16 protein-coding genes are annotated in these 15,519 nt (G+C 43.2%); 11 read left to right on the top strand and 5 right to left on the bottom strand.

All coding sequences use genetic code 11. From position 1 onward, the window contains the following. Window positions 1-4: 4 nt before the first annotated feature. The 8 genes from mgtE to OFN67_RS00835 are packed head-to-tail and all read left to right on the top strand — an operon-like array spanning window position 5 to window position 6,459. The gene (mgtE, locus tag OFN67_RS00870; RefSeq protein ID WP_270868286.1) at window positions 5-1,387 is read left to right on the top strand and encodes a magnesium transporter; all 1,383 of its coding nucleotides are present in this window, start codon (window positions 5-7) and stop codon (window positions 1,385-1,387) included. Then, window positions 1,372-1,962, top strand: a complete 591-nt coding sequence (locus OFN67_RS00865; RefSeq protein WP_270859030.1) for an NUDIX domain-containing protein — start codon at window positions 1,372-1,374, stop codon at window positions 1,960-1,962. Before mgtE ends, OFN67_RS00865 begins: the two co-directional genes overlap by 16 nt. A 49-nt stretch (window positions 1,963-2,011) precedes the next feature. Beyond that, window positions 2,012-2,635 carry a trimeric intracellular cation channel family protein gene (locus tag OFN67_RS00860; RefSeq protein ID WP_270859031.1) on the top strand — a complete coding sequence of 208 codons (624 nt, stop codon included), beginning with the start codon at window positions 2,012-2,014 and terminating at the stop codon, window positions 2,633-2,635. Beyond that, a complete protein-coding gene (locus OFN67_RS00855; protein WP_270868287.1) occupies window positions 2,632-3,798 on the top strand; it encodes an aspartate aminotransferase family protein in 1,167 nt (388 codons plus the stop codon). Before OFN67_RS00860 ends, OFN67_RS00855 begins: the two co-directional genes overlap by 4 nt. Continuing rightward, the gene (locus OFN67_RS00850; protein WP_270868288.1) at window positions 3,795-4,751 is read left to right on the top strand and encodes an SAM-dependent methyltransferase; all 957 of its coding nucleotides are present in this window, start codon (window positions 3,795-3,797) and stop codon (window positions 4,749-4,751) included. The genes OFN67_RS00855 and OFN67_RS00850 overlap by 4 nt, the downstream gene beginning before the upstream one ends. Then, window positions 4,751-5,107 carry a hypothetical protein gene (locus OFN67_RS00845; RefSeq protein WP_270868289.1) on the top strand — a complete coding sequence of 119 codons (357 nt, stop codon included), beginning with the start codon at window positions 4,751-4,753 and terminating at the stop codon, window positions 5,105-5,107. Before OFN67_RS00850 ends, OFN67_RS00845 begins: the two co-directional genes overlap by 1 nt. Further along, window positions 5,094-5,669: a 16S rRNA (guanine(966)-N(2))-methyltransferase RsmD gene (rsmD, locus tag OFN67_RS00840; protein WP_270868290.1), complete on the top strand. Its 576-nt coding sequence runs from the start codon at window positions 5,094-5,096 to the stop codon at window positions 5,667-5,669. Before OFN67_RS00845 ends, rsmD begins: the two co-directional genes overlap by 14 nt. A gap of 28 nt (window positions 5,670-5,697) precedes the next feature. Next, window positions 5,698-6,459 carry a TIGR02757 family protein gene (locus OFN67_RS00835; RefSeq protein ID WP_270868291.1) on the top strand — a complete coding sequence of 254 codons (762 nt, stop codon included), beginning with the start codon at window positions 5,698-5,700 and terminating at the stop codon, window positions 6,457-6,459. 25 nt (window positions 6,460-6,484) lie between these two features. Here the strand turns inward: OFN67_RS00835 and OFN67_RS00830 are convergent, their stop codons facing one another. The 5 genes from OFN67_RS00830 to brnQ form a co-directional block, all read right to left on the bottom strand. Next, window positions 6,485-6,640: a hypothetical protein gene (locus tag OFN67_RS00830; RefSeq protein ID WP_270859037.1), complete on the bottom strand. Its 156-nt coding sequence runs from the start codon at window positions 6,638-6,640 to the stop codon at window positions 6,485-6,487. A gap of 9 nt (window positions 6,641-6,649) precedes the next feature. Further along, the gene (gene lpxD, locus OFN67_RS00825; RefSeq protein WP_270868292.1) at window positions 6,650-7,603 is read right to left on the bottom strand and encodes a UDP-3-O-(3-hydroxymyristoyl)glucosamine N-acyltransferase; all 954 of its coding nucleotides are present in this window, start codon (window positions 7,601-7,603) and stop codon (window positions 6,650-6,652) included. 8 nt (window positions 7,604-7,611) lie between these two features. Further along, window positions 7,612-8,082, bottom strand: a complete 471-nt coding sequence (gene ilvN / locus OFN67_RS00820; protein ID WP_270859039.1) for an acetolactate synthase small subunit — start codon at window positions 8,080-8,082, stop codon at window positions 7,612-7,614. Window positions 8,083-8,091: 9 nt separating this feature from the next. Beyond that, window positions 8,092-9,780 (bottom strand): acetolactate synthase large subunit, encoded by a 1,689-nt coding sequence (locus OFN67_RS00815; protein ID WP_270868293.1) that lies wholly within the window; start codon window positions 9,778-9,780, stop codon window positions 8,092-8,094. 164 nt (window positions 9,781-9,944) lie between these two features. Beyond that, entirely contained in the window at window positions 9,945-11,261 is a 1,317-nt protein-coding gene (gene brnQ, locus OFN67_RS00810; protein ID WP_270859041.1) for a branched-chain amino acid transport system II carrier protein, read from the bottom strand. 143 nt (window positions 11,262-11,404) lie between these two features. Here brnQ and radA point away from each other — a divergent pair, with 143 nt between their 5' ends. The 3 genes from radA to ccoS are packed head-to-tail and all read left to right on the top strand — an operon-like array spanning window position 11,405 to window position 15,403. Beyond that, window positions 11,405-12,754, top strand: a complete 1,350-nt coding sequence (gene radA / locus OFN67_RS00805; RefSeq protein WP_270868294.1) for a DNA repair protein RadA — start codon at window positions 11,405-11,407, stop codon at window positions 12,752-12,754. 43 nt (window positions 12,755-12,797) lie between these two features. Beyond that, window positions 12,798-15,182: a heavy metal translocating P-type ATPase gene (locus OFN67_RS00800; protein ID WP_270868295.1), complete on the top strand. Its 2,385-nt coding sequence runs from the start codon at window positions 12,798-12,800 to the stop codon at window positions 15,180-15,182. Then, a complete protein-coding gene (gene ccoS, locus OFN67_RS00795; protein ID WP_270859044.1) occupies window positions 15,179-15,403 on the top strand; it encodes a cbb3-type cytochrome oxidase assembly protein CcoS in 225 nt (74 codons plus the stop codon). Before OFN67_RS00800 ends, ccoS begins: the two co-directional genes overlap by 4 nt. Window positions 15,404-15,519: the final 116 nt, after the last annotated feature.

Here is a 15,519-nt window from a genome sequence, read left to right as displayed (position 1 = left end):
AAAAATGGAAGCAAAAGATAAAGAATTTTTGACAGATTACGAAGAGGCCGAAGCTCTTTTAGAGGCGCATATCGGCGATACGATAGAAGAAGAGCTAAGCCCAGCGGACCTTGCAGATCACTTAAAGGCGCTTAAAAAACACGACGAGGAAAAATATGTCGAATTCCTAGAAAAACTCGATCCCGAGGACCTCGCTGACGCTGCGCTTGAAATGCCAGATCACATGCTCGAAGACATCATCGAAACCCTTCCTAGCGAGAAAATCGTCGAAGCTATCGAGGAGCTAGAAAGTGATGATCAAGCAGAACTACTCCAAAGTATCGAAGAAATCGACGAGGATAAGGCAAAGGAGCTTTTTTACGGGCTTGATGAGGACGATCGCCACGATATTTTGACGATTAATAAATACGACGATGACGAAGCTGGTGCGTATATGCAAACCGAGGTTTTTAGCGCACGCGAAAACCAAACCCTAGGCGAAGCTGTCGATATGCTAAGGGTAATGCGCCAAAACGGCGATATCGAAAATGTTTTTCAGCTCTTTGTTTTAGATGATAAGGGCCACATGCTAAGCGCGTTTTCGACCTCAGATTTGATTTTATACGATTTTTCGCTCACGCTAAAAGAAATTTCGCAAAAATTTAACGCAGACGCAAAGGTGCATTTCGCCACCGATACCGATAAAATCGAAGATGTCATCAAAGACTTCGAGGAATTTGACCTAAATGTAATCCCTGTTTTGGACGCAAACGGCGTGCTGATTGGGCGAATCACAGCCGATGATGTGCATGATTTGATTCAAGAGCGCGCCACAGAGCAAATTTACAACCTTGCCGGTGTCGATGATGAGGCTGAGGAGGAAGATACTGCATTTTCAGCTGGAAAGGCGCGTGCATCGTGGCTGGGCGTGAATTTATGCACGGCGATTATTAGCTCGATTATCATCGGACTTTTTGACGCTACAATCGAGCAACTAGTCGCCCTTGCCGTGCTTATGCCAATCGTGGCCTCCATGGGTGGCAACACAGGCACGCAGGCTCTCACCGTTACGGTGCGTCGCCTAGCCCTTGGCGAAATCGAGGCGCGCGATATCCGCTCGGTAATCACGCGCGAAGTTACCATTTCGCTAGTAAATGGCTCAATTTTTGCCGTGGCAATGGGAATTGTGGCGTGGGTATGGTTTGGTATGAAGCTTCTTGGCGTCGTGATTGCGATGTCAATGGTGATAAATTTGACCTTGGCTGGATTTTTTGGTGCGATTATTCCGATTGCCTTGCGCCGTTTTGGAATCGATCCAGCTGTGGGAAGCTCGGTTTTGCTGACCACGGTTACTGATATAGTGGGATTTTTTAGCTTTTTAGGACTTGCGACATGGATATTGATATAAAAAATTTTAAAATTTCAAAACTCGAACACTCGAATTTCATTAAGCCATTTAGGCTAAATTTCGAATTAAACGGCGAGGCGCGCGCGTGGGACTGCGTCAAGGTGCATGATAGCGTCTCAATACTGCTGTATCACAGCGAAAAAAAGGCGTTTTTGCTCGTTAAGCAGTTTCGCCCAAGCGTGTGGTTTTACCAAGACGAAAATTTAATAAACTGCGATGAAAAGGGCTTTACCTACGAGCTGTGCGCTGGGATTTTAGACAAAGGCATTAGCGAGGAACAAACCGCAATCGAGGAAATTTACGAAGAAACTGGATATGAACTTAAAAATTTGGAGTTTATCACGAGCTTTTACAGCGCGCTTGGTTTTGGCGCAAATCGCCAAATTTTATTTTACGGCGAGATTGATGAGAGTATGAAAAAAGGCGCAGGTGGCGGGGTCGATGGCGAGAATATCGAGCTGTATTTTTTGCCGTTAGATGAAGCTAAAAAATTTATGTATGACGAAAAAATCGTGCGAGCCTCTGGGTTAGTGGCGGCGTTTTTGTGGTTTTTCCAAAACAAGGGCGAAATTTAATGCAAATTTTAGCCCAAATTTCACTAAATTTTAGAATTTACCCACGCCGATGACACAGCATAATATCATTTTATATATCGAATACATCGGCATTGCCTCAGCTTCTTTGAGCGGATTTTTATTCGCGGTTAAAAGGGATTGCGACTGGCTGGGGATTTTTTTGGCTGCGTTTTTAACCGCCCTTGGTGGCGGGATTGTGCGCGATATCACGGTGGGCAGACCGCTGTATTCCTTCACGCACTATATGCCAGTAATCATCGTTATTGCGGTGCTTATCGCCTCGCATATTTTCGCAGCTCAGACCAAAAAACTGCAAGGCAGATTTATATTTATTTTCTCCGACGCAATCGATGTGATTTGCTTCTCGATTGTCGGGGCTATGGTTTCGATCGAGTATGGATTAAATGTTTTTGGGGCGATACTTATCGCCTTTTTTAATGGCGTTGGTGGCGGAATTTTGCGCGATGTGCTATTAAATGAGGTGCCGTGGTTTTTGCGCACGGGGCTTTATGGGACGATAAGTATGGGTGTCGGGCTGGTTTATTTTATCTTAGACTGGCTTGACTTGGCGAATATCTACACGATTTTGGCACTATTTTTCGCTGGGATTGTGGTTAGAATGTTTGCGTATTATAGGGGTTGGCATTTGCCAAAAGTGGAGTATAACAAATGAAGTATTTAATGAGTAATTTTTCTAGGGTCGATGTCGCTTTTACGAGGGGTAAAGGCGCGAAGCTATGGGATAGCAACGGCGAGAAATACATTGATTTCGCCGCAGGTATCGGAGTGTGTAGCCTAGGGCATGCAAGCCCTGTGGTGATAGAGGCCATAAACACGCAAAGCGCGATGATAATCCATAGCTCGAACATTTATAGAGTCCTGCCACAAGAGGTGCTAGCCAAAAAAATCAGCAATCTTTTAGGCTATCAAACATACGCTGTGTTTTGCAACTCTGGGGCAGAGGCGAACGAAGCAGCCATAAAAATGGCGCGCAAATACGGCATGACTAAATTTGAGAGCAAAAAATATGAAATTTTGACTTTGAAAAATTCCTTCCACGGACGCACTATGGCTACTTTGAGTGCCACAGGACAGGATAAATTTCACCCTGAAATTTTCGCTCCATACATTGAGGGGTTTAAATTTTACGACGGAATTGATGAAATCATCGCAAATATCAGCGATAAAACGGTCGCTGTGATGATAGAACTAATCCAAGGCGAGGGCGGAATTTGCCCACTGGATAAAAAATCAGTCCAAAAACTAGCCAAAGTTTTGAAAGAAAAAAATCTACTTCTAATCACCGACGAGGTCCAATGTGGCGTCTATCGCTCAGGCGAATTTGTCGCAAGCAAGATTTATGGTATCGAGCCTGACATTATCACCTTTGCCAAGGGGCTAGCAGGTGGCGTGCCAATCGGTGCGTGCGTAGCTAGGGAAAATATCTTTGCCCCTGGCGAGCATGGAAGCACATTTGGTGGCAACCACCTAGCCACATCGACCGCAAACGCCGTTTTGCGCGAGCTAGAATACCTCTACGAAAGTGGCGAGCTTAAAAAAACTATCGCTGAATTTGAGGAAAATTTAGACAAAATTTTAAAAGATTTCCCAAATTTCTTCGAATCTCGCACAGGGCTTGGACTAATGCAAGGACTAGTTTTAAAAGACAGCACATATCTAAGCATACTCTTTGCCGAGTGCCTAAGAAACGGACTTTTGGTGCTAAAATCAGGTAGCAAAACGCTAAGATTTTTACCGCCACTAAACATAAAGAAAAAAGAGATAAAAGCAGGATTTGAAATTTTGCGCAAAACTCTTGAAGAGCTTCAAGATTGAAATTTAGCGATTTTTTCGAGGCGTGGCTAAATGATAGCTACTACGCAAATGGCGTTAAAATCGGCAAAGAGGGCGATTTTTACACCGCTGTTAGCGTGGGAAGCTTTTTTGGGATTTGCTTGGGGCGCGAAATTTTGCGCCTTAGTGCGAATTTTGCTGGCAAAATTTCACTCGTCGAAATTGGCGCAAACGAGGGATTTTTGCTCGCTGATATAGCGCAAGCGCTTTTTACTTTCGATCCAAATTCTTTGGCGAAATTTGAGTTTGTCATCATCGAGCCACACCAGAGGCTGCGCCAAATCCAAAGCAAAAATTTCGCTAAAAAATTTGGCGATGAAATCACGCTAAAACACTTCGCTTCGCTAAAAGAGGCGAAATTTAGCGAGGCGATTTTTATCGCAAACGAGCTTTTTGACACCTTCAAATGCGAGGTCGTAAAAGAGGGCAAAATGCTTTATATCGAGGATTTTAAACAAATTTGGCGCGAAATTTGCGATAATGAAATTTTAAAATTTAGCGCTGAGGGCGCAGAAATTCCGCTTGGATACGGAGAATTTGCTAGTAGCATTAATGCGCAAAAATTCGCCTTTTTGGCATTTGATTATGGCAAAATGGGTGCGAGCGGGGAAATTTCGCTTAGAATTTACAAAAATCACCAAGTCTATAATTTTTTTGAAATTCAAAATTTAGCCGAATTTTACGGGGTAAGCGACATTACTTACAATGTAGATTTTGAAATTTTATCGCGAGCTTTTGAGAATACTGGCGCGAAAATTGGCAGATTTATGAGTTTTGAAAAGGCTTTAATCGAATTTGGCGCGACGCAAATTTTGGAGCAATTTGCGCAAAATTTGGGTCAAAACGGCTATCAAAACGCCCTAGCCCAGTTTAACCACCTGCGCCACGAATTTGGCGAAAAGTTCAAATTTATCGAGTTTTTAAAAGGATTTTAATGAGAGTTTTTATCGATTGCGAATGCGAGATTATGCAAAAAAGCCTCGAAATGTTTTTGGCAAATTTTGCCGTGCAAAATTTAGGCGAGGCCGATTTTGTCGTGACAGACACTGCCAGAGCAAGTGCCAAACCGCTCTTTATCATCGCCAAAAACGGCGATTTAGAACTGCCGTTTAGCAAAGAACAGCTTGTTTTGGCGCTTAAAAATTTTAGCGAGAGCGAAATCGTGCAAGCCAGCTATAATAAATTTGAGTTTTCACAAAATTTGGATTTAGAAGCGCAAATCGGCGCAGTATTTGATGAATTTAAAGCGCGAATTTTAGAAATTTTAAGGAAACAAAGTGGCGAAATTTAGAGGCAAAATTTCAAGCGGAATTTACAAAGGAAAAAGCTTGGAACTCCCAAGCCTAGGCACTACGCGCAGCACGAAATCGATCGTAAAGGGCTCGTTTTTCGACTCATTTAGGTATGAATTAGAGAGCAGCTGCTTCATCGAGGGCTTTGGCGGAAGCGGCGGCATGGCGCTCGAAGCCCTTAGCAACGGCGCAAAAGAGGTTTTTGCTATCGAAAAAGATCGCAAAGCTTACGAAATCACAAGGCGCAACTTCGCCCTTTTTGGCGTGGAAAAAAATGCCCTAAATGGCGATTGTTTCGCGCTTTTGCCACAAATTTTGGCGAATTTAGACAATGAGAAAATTTTCATCTACCTTGATCCGCCATTTGATATCAGAGATGGTTTTGCTGGAATTTACGAGCGCGTAGTGGGCCTAATCTGCGAAATTTGCGAGTGCGAGAGGGTGAAATTTGTAATAATCGAGCACGCAAGTGAGATGAAATTTGAGGCAAATATCGCCAAATTTAGCCTTTTAAAATCCAAGAAATTTGGCGCTACGACGCTATCTTACTATGCAAAATAAAATTTCAAAAAACCTTAGCGGTGCCGAAATGAAGGCACTTTTGGAGTATTATTCGGCGCGTAGCAATACTGATGAAAATCTTTTTAGCGCCCCAGATCCACTGCAAGTGCTAAAACCTCTCGCTCACACTCCGCACGCACCCGTAATCGCGCTAATTTGCGCACTTTTTGCCTATGGCAACGCAGGACAGATAGTGAAATTTTTAAATTCGCTAAATTTTGATTTGCTTGGAAGCGATGAAAAGACGATAAAATCAGCTTTGCAAGGCAAAAAATACCGCTTTCAAAGCGAGCGCGATGTGGCGGAGATTTTTCTCGCGCTTCGCAGACTTTGCGAGTGCGATATAGAAAAAATCATTTTAAATGGTATGAAAAATGGCGAAATCATAAATGGCATAAATGCGCTCATAGCCCAAATTTACGAGCTTTCAGAGTATCGCTCGGCTGGATATGAGTTTTTTTTCGGCAAAAATTTCACCGCCAAACCGACCTCGCCATACAAACGCTACAATCTGTTTTTGCGCTGGATGGTGCGCAAAAGCGATATAGATTTGGGGCTATTTTCGCGCATAAGTTCGTCCAAACTGCTCATACCGCTCGATACTCACACGCACAAGGTCTCGCTAGCCTTGGGCTTAATAGATAGAAAGGTTTATGATTTTCGCGCTGTTAGCGCTCTTAGCGCGAAACTGCGTGAGTTCGACCCGCACGATCCGATAAAATACGATTTTGCGCTGTATAGACTAGGACAAAGTAGAGAAATTGAGGAATTAATAAAAAATTTGAAGTGAAATTTAGCCCATTTTTGGGCTAAATTTAGATTTCTACGACTATTTTTCTGGCGTTTTCATCGACATAGATTGCGAAAATTTCGTGTTTTTTCTCGCCCACGACTTCCACTTCACAACCCCTAAGCTCGGGGCTTTCTAGCAAAATTCTAGCGATTGTATCATTTAACTCTTCTAGTGTCATTTTTAATCCTTATTTATCTTTGAAAAATCGCGCAATCTTGGCTTGGAGTTTAAACCACTCTTTTAGCTCCATTATCGGGTGGCCGGCGAAATTTTTACCAGCTGGCAGGTCTTTGCTAATCCCGCCTCTGGCTGCGACTTGGACGAAATCCCCTACCCTGACATGTCCGCCACTGCCTGCTTGACCGCCAAGGACGACATTTCTACCAAGTATAGTTGATCCTGCAAGTCCCACTTGTGAGACGATTAGACAATTTTGACCTAGCTCGCAGTTGTGTCCGATTTGGACTAGATTGTCGATTTTGGTGCAAGATGAAATTATCGTAGAGCCAAAAACCGCCCTATCTATCGTGGTATTCGCACCGATTTCGACCTCATCTTCGAGCACGACATTTCCATTGTGATAAATTTTAACATGCGTGCCGTCGCTTCTGTGCGCGTAGCCAAAGCCGTCCGAGCCGATAACTGCGTTTGCTAGGATATGGCAGCGAGCCCCTATAATCGTGTCATTGTAAATCACGACCCCTGGGTGTATCACACAATCATCGCCGATAACGACATCATCGCCGATATACGCACCAGCGCAGACTACGACTCTCTCGCCGATTTGGGTATTTGAGCCGATATAAACACCCTTTGCAATTTGCGCACTTTTAGCTATCGCGCTTGGGCGAGCTTCCCTAATAAGCGGTTTTGCGAAATATTTGCTTAGTATCGCAAAGGCTAGGTGTGGATTTACACACTCGACTTTGATTATGTTTTTTGGAACCTCGACGCCCTTTTTCACCAAAACCGCGCACGCCTTGCTATCTGCGATAAATTTTTCATTTTTTTCGCTATCACAGTAGCTAAGCTCGCTTCCGCTTGCATTTTGCAATGAATTTATAGCTGTGATTTCGGCATCTTCGATCCCCAAACTATCAAAATCCATTCTTAAAATTTTAACAATTTCAGAAAGTTTCATATATTCTCCTACATATCAAGTGCGACGCTACCACTTCTGACGATATCGATTGGGTTGTATTTTTTCACGGTCTTTAAAAAACTCTCGATTCTATCAGCATCATCGCACGCCATAAGCACGATATGGTTTTCGTCGCTGTTTGCGATAGAGCCGTTATACGCTTTTAGCAAAGCGTCAAGTCCGGCTAAATTTTCGTTTAATGCGATTTTTATTAAAACCATCTCTTTTTCGACAAAATTTGCCTCCTCGATTACTTTATAAATCGGGATTAGCTTGTGAAGTTGCTTGGTAATTTGCTCTATAATGCGCTCATCACCCAAGGTTACAATCGTAAGCCTAGATAAATTTGTATTTGGGATAGGTGCGACGGTTAGGGAGTTGATATTATATCCGCGCCCTGCAAAAAGCCCAGAAATACGAGAAAGCACGCCGTGTTCGTCCAAAACTATGACTGAAATAATTCTTTTTATACTATTCATAATCAAATCCTATTCAAATATCATATTATATAGCGCGCCACCTGCTGGCACCATTGGGAAAACATTTTCGAAGCGATCGACCTTAACCTCGATGAAACAAACCTTATTGCTTTCAAGCGCAGTTTTTAGCGCGCTTTCAAACTCAGCCTTTGTGCTAACGCTAAATCCAAGCCCGCCAAAGCTTTCTACGAGTTTTACGAAATCTGGCTGTTTGCTAAGATCCGTCGATGAAAATCTCGCACCATAAAACATACTTTGCCACTGCCTAACCATACCCAAAAAGTTGTTATTAAGTATGATATTTACGACACCAAGATTATTTTCGCTAAGCGTCATTAGCTCTTGGATATTCATCAAAATTGAGCCATCGCCTGTGAAATTTATAACCTGCCTTTTCTCGCCAGCGTAAGCTTTCGCTCCCATTGCAGCAGGCAAGCCATATCCCATAGTGCCAAGCCCACCGCTTGTAAGAAGCGTGCGAGGGCGCTTAAATGGATAAAACTGCGCTACCCACATTTGGTGCTGTCCGACATCTGTAACGATGATAGCGTCATCACTTGCGATCTCGCCAGTTTTTTGCACTACCCATTGTGGTTTTAAAACCTCATCGCTATCTGTGTATTTTAGCGGGTGAATTTCTTTATAAATTTTGATTTGTTCGCGCCATTTAGCGTAGTTCGCAGGCTCTGCTTCGTCCTTTAATCTAGGATTTAGCTCTGCTAGGACCGATTTTACATCGCCTACGATTGGGAAATGCGCATTTACGATTTTTGAAATCGAGCTTGGGTCGATATCGACATGGATAATTTTTGCGTTTTTAGCGAATTCTTCGAGTTTTCCAGTTACTCTATCGTCAAATCTCGCTCCAAGGCAGATTATAAGGTCAGTTTCGCTAAGCGCCATATTGGCTGCGTAGCTTCCATGCATTCCCACTAAGCCCAAATTTAACTCATCATCGCTTCTCATCGCGCCAAGTGCCATTAGGGTTTCGACTACTGGGATTTGCGTGATATGCGCTAGCTGTCTTACTTCCTCACTAGCCTCGCTTAAAATCACGCCACCGCCGATATAAATTATCGGTCGCTCTGCCGCCATTATTAGCTCAGCTACTTTTTTTATCTGTTTTGCGTTGCCTTTGTAAGTTGGGCGATATGTTTGCATTTTTATCTCATCTGGATAAATAAACTCGCCAAGTTTAGCCGTGACATCTTTTGGCACATCGATATGCACAGGGCCCGGTCTGCCAGAGCGCGCGATATAAAATGCTTGTTTTAGCACCATTGGAAGCTCTTCAACGGTTTTTACTAGGAAATTGTGTTTGACACATGGTCTTGAAATTCCAACCGCATCAATCTCTTGAAATGCGTCAGTTCCGATAAGCGAACCAGCAACCTGTCCGCTAATTAGCACGATTGGGATAGAATCTGCATACGCAGTGGCAAGGCCTGTGATTGCATTTGTAAAACCAGGACCGCTTGTTACGATAGCTACGCCGACCTTTCCGCTAGCACGCGCATATCCGTCAGCCGCCATAGTCGCAGCTTGTTCGTGGCGCACCAGGATATGTTTGAAATATGTCTGTTTGTATGTTTCATCATATATGTTTAGCGCAGCGCCACCAGGATATCCAAATACTACCTCAACGCCCTCTTGATGAAGCGCCTCGATAATCATCTGCGAACCGTTTAATTTCTCCATGTTCAATCCTAATTATGAAATGACTGGATATTTTATTATTTTTTAGATTAAATTCTAAGAATTTTTTAAAGAATTTGATTAAATTTTATATTTTTGTAAGAATTTTGATTAAATTTAAGGCAAAATTTAAAAAGGCTTGCGAACGCGCGCAAGCCTAAATTTGGTTAAAATGATTTTTTCGTAAGGATATGTATCAAAAAACTAATCACAAAAGCCACTACGCTAGGCACAATCCAACCAAGCATAGCATCATAAAATGGAAAGCTACTAACCCAGTTAGTAATACCTGGAATTTTGATTTTTAAGACATCTAGTCCATTTACGATACCCACAGCGAAGCTCGCATACACGCAAGCCCTATAAACTAACTTGCTTGTATCAATTAGCGGATCGATTAGCGATAAAATTATAAGCATAATCGCAGCTGGATAAATCGCGATTAGCACAGGGATACTCGCACTAATAATCGTTGTAAGTCCGAAATTTGCCACACCAAATGATACGAGGCAAAGTATCACAACCCACGCTTTGTATGGAATTTTGCCTTTGACCAAATTTTCAAAATACTGGCTACATGAGCTAATCAAACCCAAAGTCGTAGTAAGGCAGGCTAGGAAAAATGCAAGCCCTAGCAAGGCTGTGCCGACACTGCCAAAAAGATAGTGGCTGATTTTGCTAAGGTATTGCGCGCCGTTTGTTACATCAGGGAAAAGGCTAGCCGCACTTGCACCAAGATATGAAATCATCAGATAAATCACGGCTAAAAGCGCGCCCGCAAACATACCTGCTTTTATCATAGATACGACGATATGTCCCTCATCACTAACACCACGCGCTCTCATCGCATTTGCGATAATGATACCAAAGGCTAGTGAAGCCAAAGCGTCCATAGTCTGGTATCCATCGACGAAACCACTTGCGACTGCGTGATCTCTATACGCTTCATTTGGAGCGACGAATTCGCCCATAGGGGTGAAAAACGACGATACAAAAAGCCCCAAAATCAAAATCAAAAGCACAGGCGTAAGGTAGCGTCCGAGCAAATCGACGAGTTTTGATGGATTTAAGCATAAAACAAAATTTAGCGCAAAATACGCAGCCGAATAAATCAAAAGCCACATCTGCACCGATGTTTCGGCGACATTTTCGCGCACGACGATATCAAATGGCATATTTGCAGCACGCGGTATCGCAAAAAGCGGACCGATAGTCAGATACAATGCGACTGTAAAAATCAGCGCAAACACAGGATCTACGCGCTCGACTAAATTTGCCAAGCCCTTTGATTTAGCCACAGCTGCGACGCCAAGGACTGGGATTAAAATCGCGGCACAGCAAAAAAACATAATTCCCACGAAAAAGTTATCGCCTGCGTTTTTGCCCACAATCGGCGGAAAAATGAAGTTTCCAGCACCAAAATACATAGCAAAAAGCATTAAAGCAATGGTAAAAAACTCTTTTTTGGTAAGCTTTCTGTCCATGAAATCTCCTTATCAAAAATTTAATCGTTCATTTTCTCATTATTTAATTTAAATTTCATTTAAATTTTATTTTTACTAAAAATTTAAGGCAAAAATTTTTGCTATAATCGCGCGAAATTTAATAAATTTCAAGGTAAAACAAAATGGCAAAATCAAAATCAACACTTTTCGAGTGCCAACACTGCGGAAATCAACAATCCAGATGGCTTGGCAAATGCCCTGATTGTGGCGCATGGGATAGTTTCGTGGAGCTTAAAGCCGAGCAGATTAAAACCCTAAAAGAGATAGAAAAATTAGAGCAAAAAAAAGGCGCGAGCGGCGCAAAAGCAATCGATGAAATCCAAATCGAAGATGTCGTGCGCATAGACACCAAAGACGCTGAGTTAAATTTGGTTTTAGGTGGCGGGCTCGTAGAGGGCTCACTCGTGCTAATTGGCGGAAGTCCTGGCATTGGCAAATCCACGCTTTTGCTCAAAATCGCTGCGAATTTAGCCAGCCCAAATTCGCCTGCACTCTATGTCAGTGGCGAAGAAAGTGCCAGCCAAATCAAAATGCGAGCCGACCGCCTAGGCGCAATCAACAAAAATTTATTCTTGCTAACTGAGATAAATTTAAACACGATTTTAGATGAAATTTCAAACAAAAATTACAAAAGCGTCATCATTGATAGTATCCAGACCCTTTATAGCGACAAAATTTCATCAGCCCCAGGCTCCGTGACGCAGGTGCGTGAGATCACTTTTGAGCTAATGCGATTAGCCAAAGAGCGCGGGATTAGCATTTTTATCATCGGGCATATTACCAAAGAAGGCTCGATTGCGGGACCTAGGATTTTAGAGCACATGGTCGATGTGGTGCTGTATTTCGAAGGGGACGCGAGCAAGGAACTTCGAATTTTGCGTGGCTTTAAAAATCGTTTTGGTTCTACTAGCGAGGTTGGGATTTTTGAAATGAGCGAAAAAGGACTAATTAGCGCGAAAGATGTCGCAAGTAAATTTTTCACTCGCACCAAACCTGCCTCAGGCTCAGCAATCACCGTGACAATGGAGGGCTCACGCGCCCTTGTTGTCGAAATCCAAGCCCTAGTTTGCGAAAGCTCGTATCCCAAACGCTCTGCCACAGGATATGATAAAAACCGCCTCGATATGCTTTTAGCGCTTTTGGATAGGAAGCTTGAAATAGGTCTTGGCGGATACGATGTCTTCGTAAATGTCATCGGCGGGGTCAAAATCACCGAAACCGCCTGCGATTTAGCCGTGGTCGCTGCGATCGTAAGTAGCTTTAAAAACCGCCCGCTTAGCAAAGAAAGCGCATTTATCGGCGAAGTTAGCCTAAATGGCGAAATTCGTGAAATTTTCAATCTCGACGCTCGTATAAAAGAAGCGAGTTTGCAAAAATTCAAAAACATAATCTCGCCGATGAAACCGCAAAATTCGCTAGGGCTTAAAATTTTTCACGCCACGGAAATTTCGCAAATCCTTGATTGGATGTAAAAAAATGCTATAATCGCGCGAAATTCTTGGACGGACAAATTCAATGGAAAAATGCGATCACTGCCACGGCTCGTTTGAGAGCGCGGAGCTTTTTAGCGATGAGGCGGGGCATAAGTTTTGCTGTAATGGGTGCAAAAATGTCTATTATCTTTTGCAGGGGCAAAATTTGGGCGAATTTTACGAGCGCCTTGGCAAAAATACCCTGCGCCCAGCCAAACAAAACGCCCAAATTCAGGGACCAGCTAGCAGTATTTACAAAAACTATGTCACCAAAGATAAAGACGGATTTAACCAAATTTCGCTTTTAATCGACGGAATTCACTGCTCGGCTTGCGTTTGGCTAAACGAAAAAATCCTAAATAACGCCACTGGCATAATCGAAGTAAGCCTAAACGCAGCCTCGCACAAAGCGCGCATTGTCTGGGACGAAGAGCAAATAGGGCTAGCCGAAATTTTAAATTTAATCCGCTCGATTGGATACGATGCCTACCCTTATGACACAAACACCCAAAACGCCAAAGACACGGCAAAACGCAGGGAATTTTATGCTAGACTTTTGGTTGGAATTTTTTGCGTGATGAATATAATGTGGATCTCAATCGCGCTGTATGGCGGGTATTTCACGGGGATCGAGCAGGGCACGAAGGATATTTTGCACTTTGCTGAGTTTATCCTAGCTACGCCTGTGCTTTTCTATACTGGGGCAGTATTTTTTAAGAGTGCATTTTATGCGCTTAAAACTCGCACCCCAAATATGGACTTGCTCATTGGGCTTGGGGCTTTGGTAATTTATATTTATTCGCTTTATGTTATGTTTTCGCGCAATGGCGAGGTGTATTTTGAATCCGTAGCGATGATAATCACCTTTGTTTTTGCAGGAAAATATCTGCAAATTTTAAGCCAAAAAAGGGCTGGCGAAAATTTAAGCTCGCTTTCAAATATGCTTCTTGGCGAGGTTTGCACACTTGGCTTTGACGGAAGCTATGCAAACAAATCCCCAAACGAGGTGCAAATCGGCGATGAAATTCTCATAAATCAAGGCGATCGCGTCCTAATCGACGGCGTGGTAAGTAGTGGTGAGGGAAGTTTCGATTATTCGGGCATTTCGGGCGAGAGTATCCCAGTATCGCTAGGCAAAAACGATGAAATCAAATCAGGCTCGCTCTGCCTATCTGGCTCGCTAAAATACCGCGCAAACGCCGATTTTAAGGGCTCATTGCTTAGCAAAATCGTCGAGCTTTTAGAAAACGCAAATCTAAAAAAACCAAAATTTGAAATTTTGGCTAATAAAATTTCAGGCTATTTTTCGATTTTTGTCATAGCCGTGGCGTTTGTGGCGTTTGTGTTTTGGTATGCCAAAGCAGGCTTTGCAAGCGCGCTACTAATCAGCGTTAGCGTCATCATCATCGCCTGCCCTTGCGCCCTAGCCCTTGCCACGCCGATTGCGACGCTGTGCGCGATCTCTGCGGCACTAAGACATGGCATAATCTTCAAAGAGGCCAAAATGCTAGAAATCCTTTCCAACGCCGATACTATCGTCTTTGACAAAACAGGCACACTCACAAGCTCTGCGCTAATCGTCAAAAAAAGCGAAATTTCGCCACTCTGCGATATCGGCGCGCTAAAAGGGCTTTTGCAAAGCTCAAACCACCCTATTTCCGAGGCCGTGCTTGAATTTTTAAATTCGGGCGAATTTGCAAAATTTGCGCCTGCGAATTTAGAAAATATCACAAACCACCCAGCCAAGGGCCTTAGCGCGAAATTTGGCGAAAATGAAATTTATGGCGGAAGCGCGAAATTTATGTGCGAGCTTGGCGCAAATGTCGCTAGCGGGGATTTAAGCGAGTATTTTTTCATGCAAAATGGGCAAATTTTAGCCAAATTTTGGCTTCTTGCGCCACTTAAAGATGATAGCAAAGAGGCTATAAAAACGCTACAAAATTTAGGTTACGAACTTCATATCATCAGTGGCGATCACCAAAACGCCGTCAGTGCGATAGCGCGCGAGCTAGAAATAGTGAAATTTGGCGCGCAAATTTTGCCAGATGAAAAGGCTAGCTATATCCAAAACCTCGCTAAAATAGGCAAAAAAGTGGTAATGGTAGGCGACGGGATAAACGACGCGGCCGCGCTTAGCCTCGCTCATGCTGGGATTTGCCTAGGAAGTGGCGCAAATCTTAGCGTGCAAAAAAGCGATGTCGTGCTTATCAAAGACGATATGACGAGCCTAGTGCGCGCCATGCGTATCGCGCGCAAAACAGGCAGTAAAATCCGCCAAAATATCGCTATTTCGCTACTTTATAACCTAATCACGATTCCGCTTGCGTTTTTGGGATATGCAATCCCGCTGTTTGCGGCACTCTCGATGAGCCTAAGCTCGCTAATCGTGGTCGCAAACTCAATGCTTTTAAGAAGGATAAAACTATGAGTAACGCCGTGCTAATGACTATGGTTACGATTTCGCTAATACTTGGATTTTGCGTGTTAGGCGGGCTTTTGTGGGCGCTGAAAAATCATCAATTCGATGATTATTCGAAATTTCTTGGCGGGACGGAATTCGACGGCGAGGACGCACTCAACGAAGCTGTGAAAATGGAAGAAAAACGCAAAGAGGCGTTAAGGCGAAAAAAAGAAAATTTGGATAGTTGAAATTTAGAGTAAAATTCCACTTAAATTTCGCAGAAATACTGCGCCGAAATTTCTTACTCGTAGATTGCCACGAATTTTGCTGACGCAAAATTCTCGCAATGACAGATTATACAAAT

This window comes from Campylobacter sp. JMF_11 EL3, from assembly GCF_027736965.1.
Lineage (GTDB): Bacteria > Campylobacterota > Campylobacteria > Campylobacterales > Campylobacteraceae > Campylobacter_B.
This window is presented reverse-complemented; position numbering and strand designations above follow the sequence as displayed.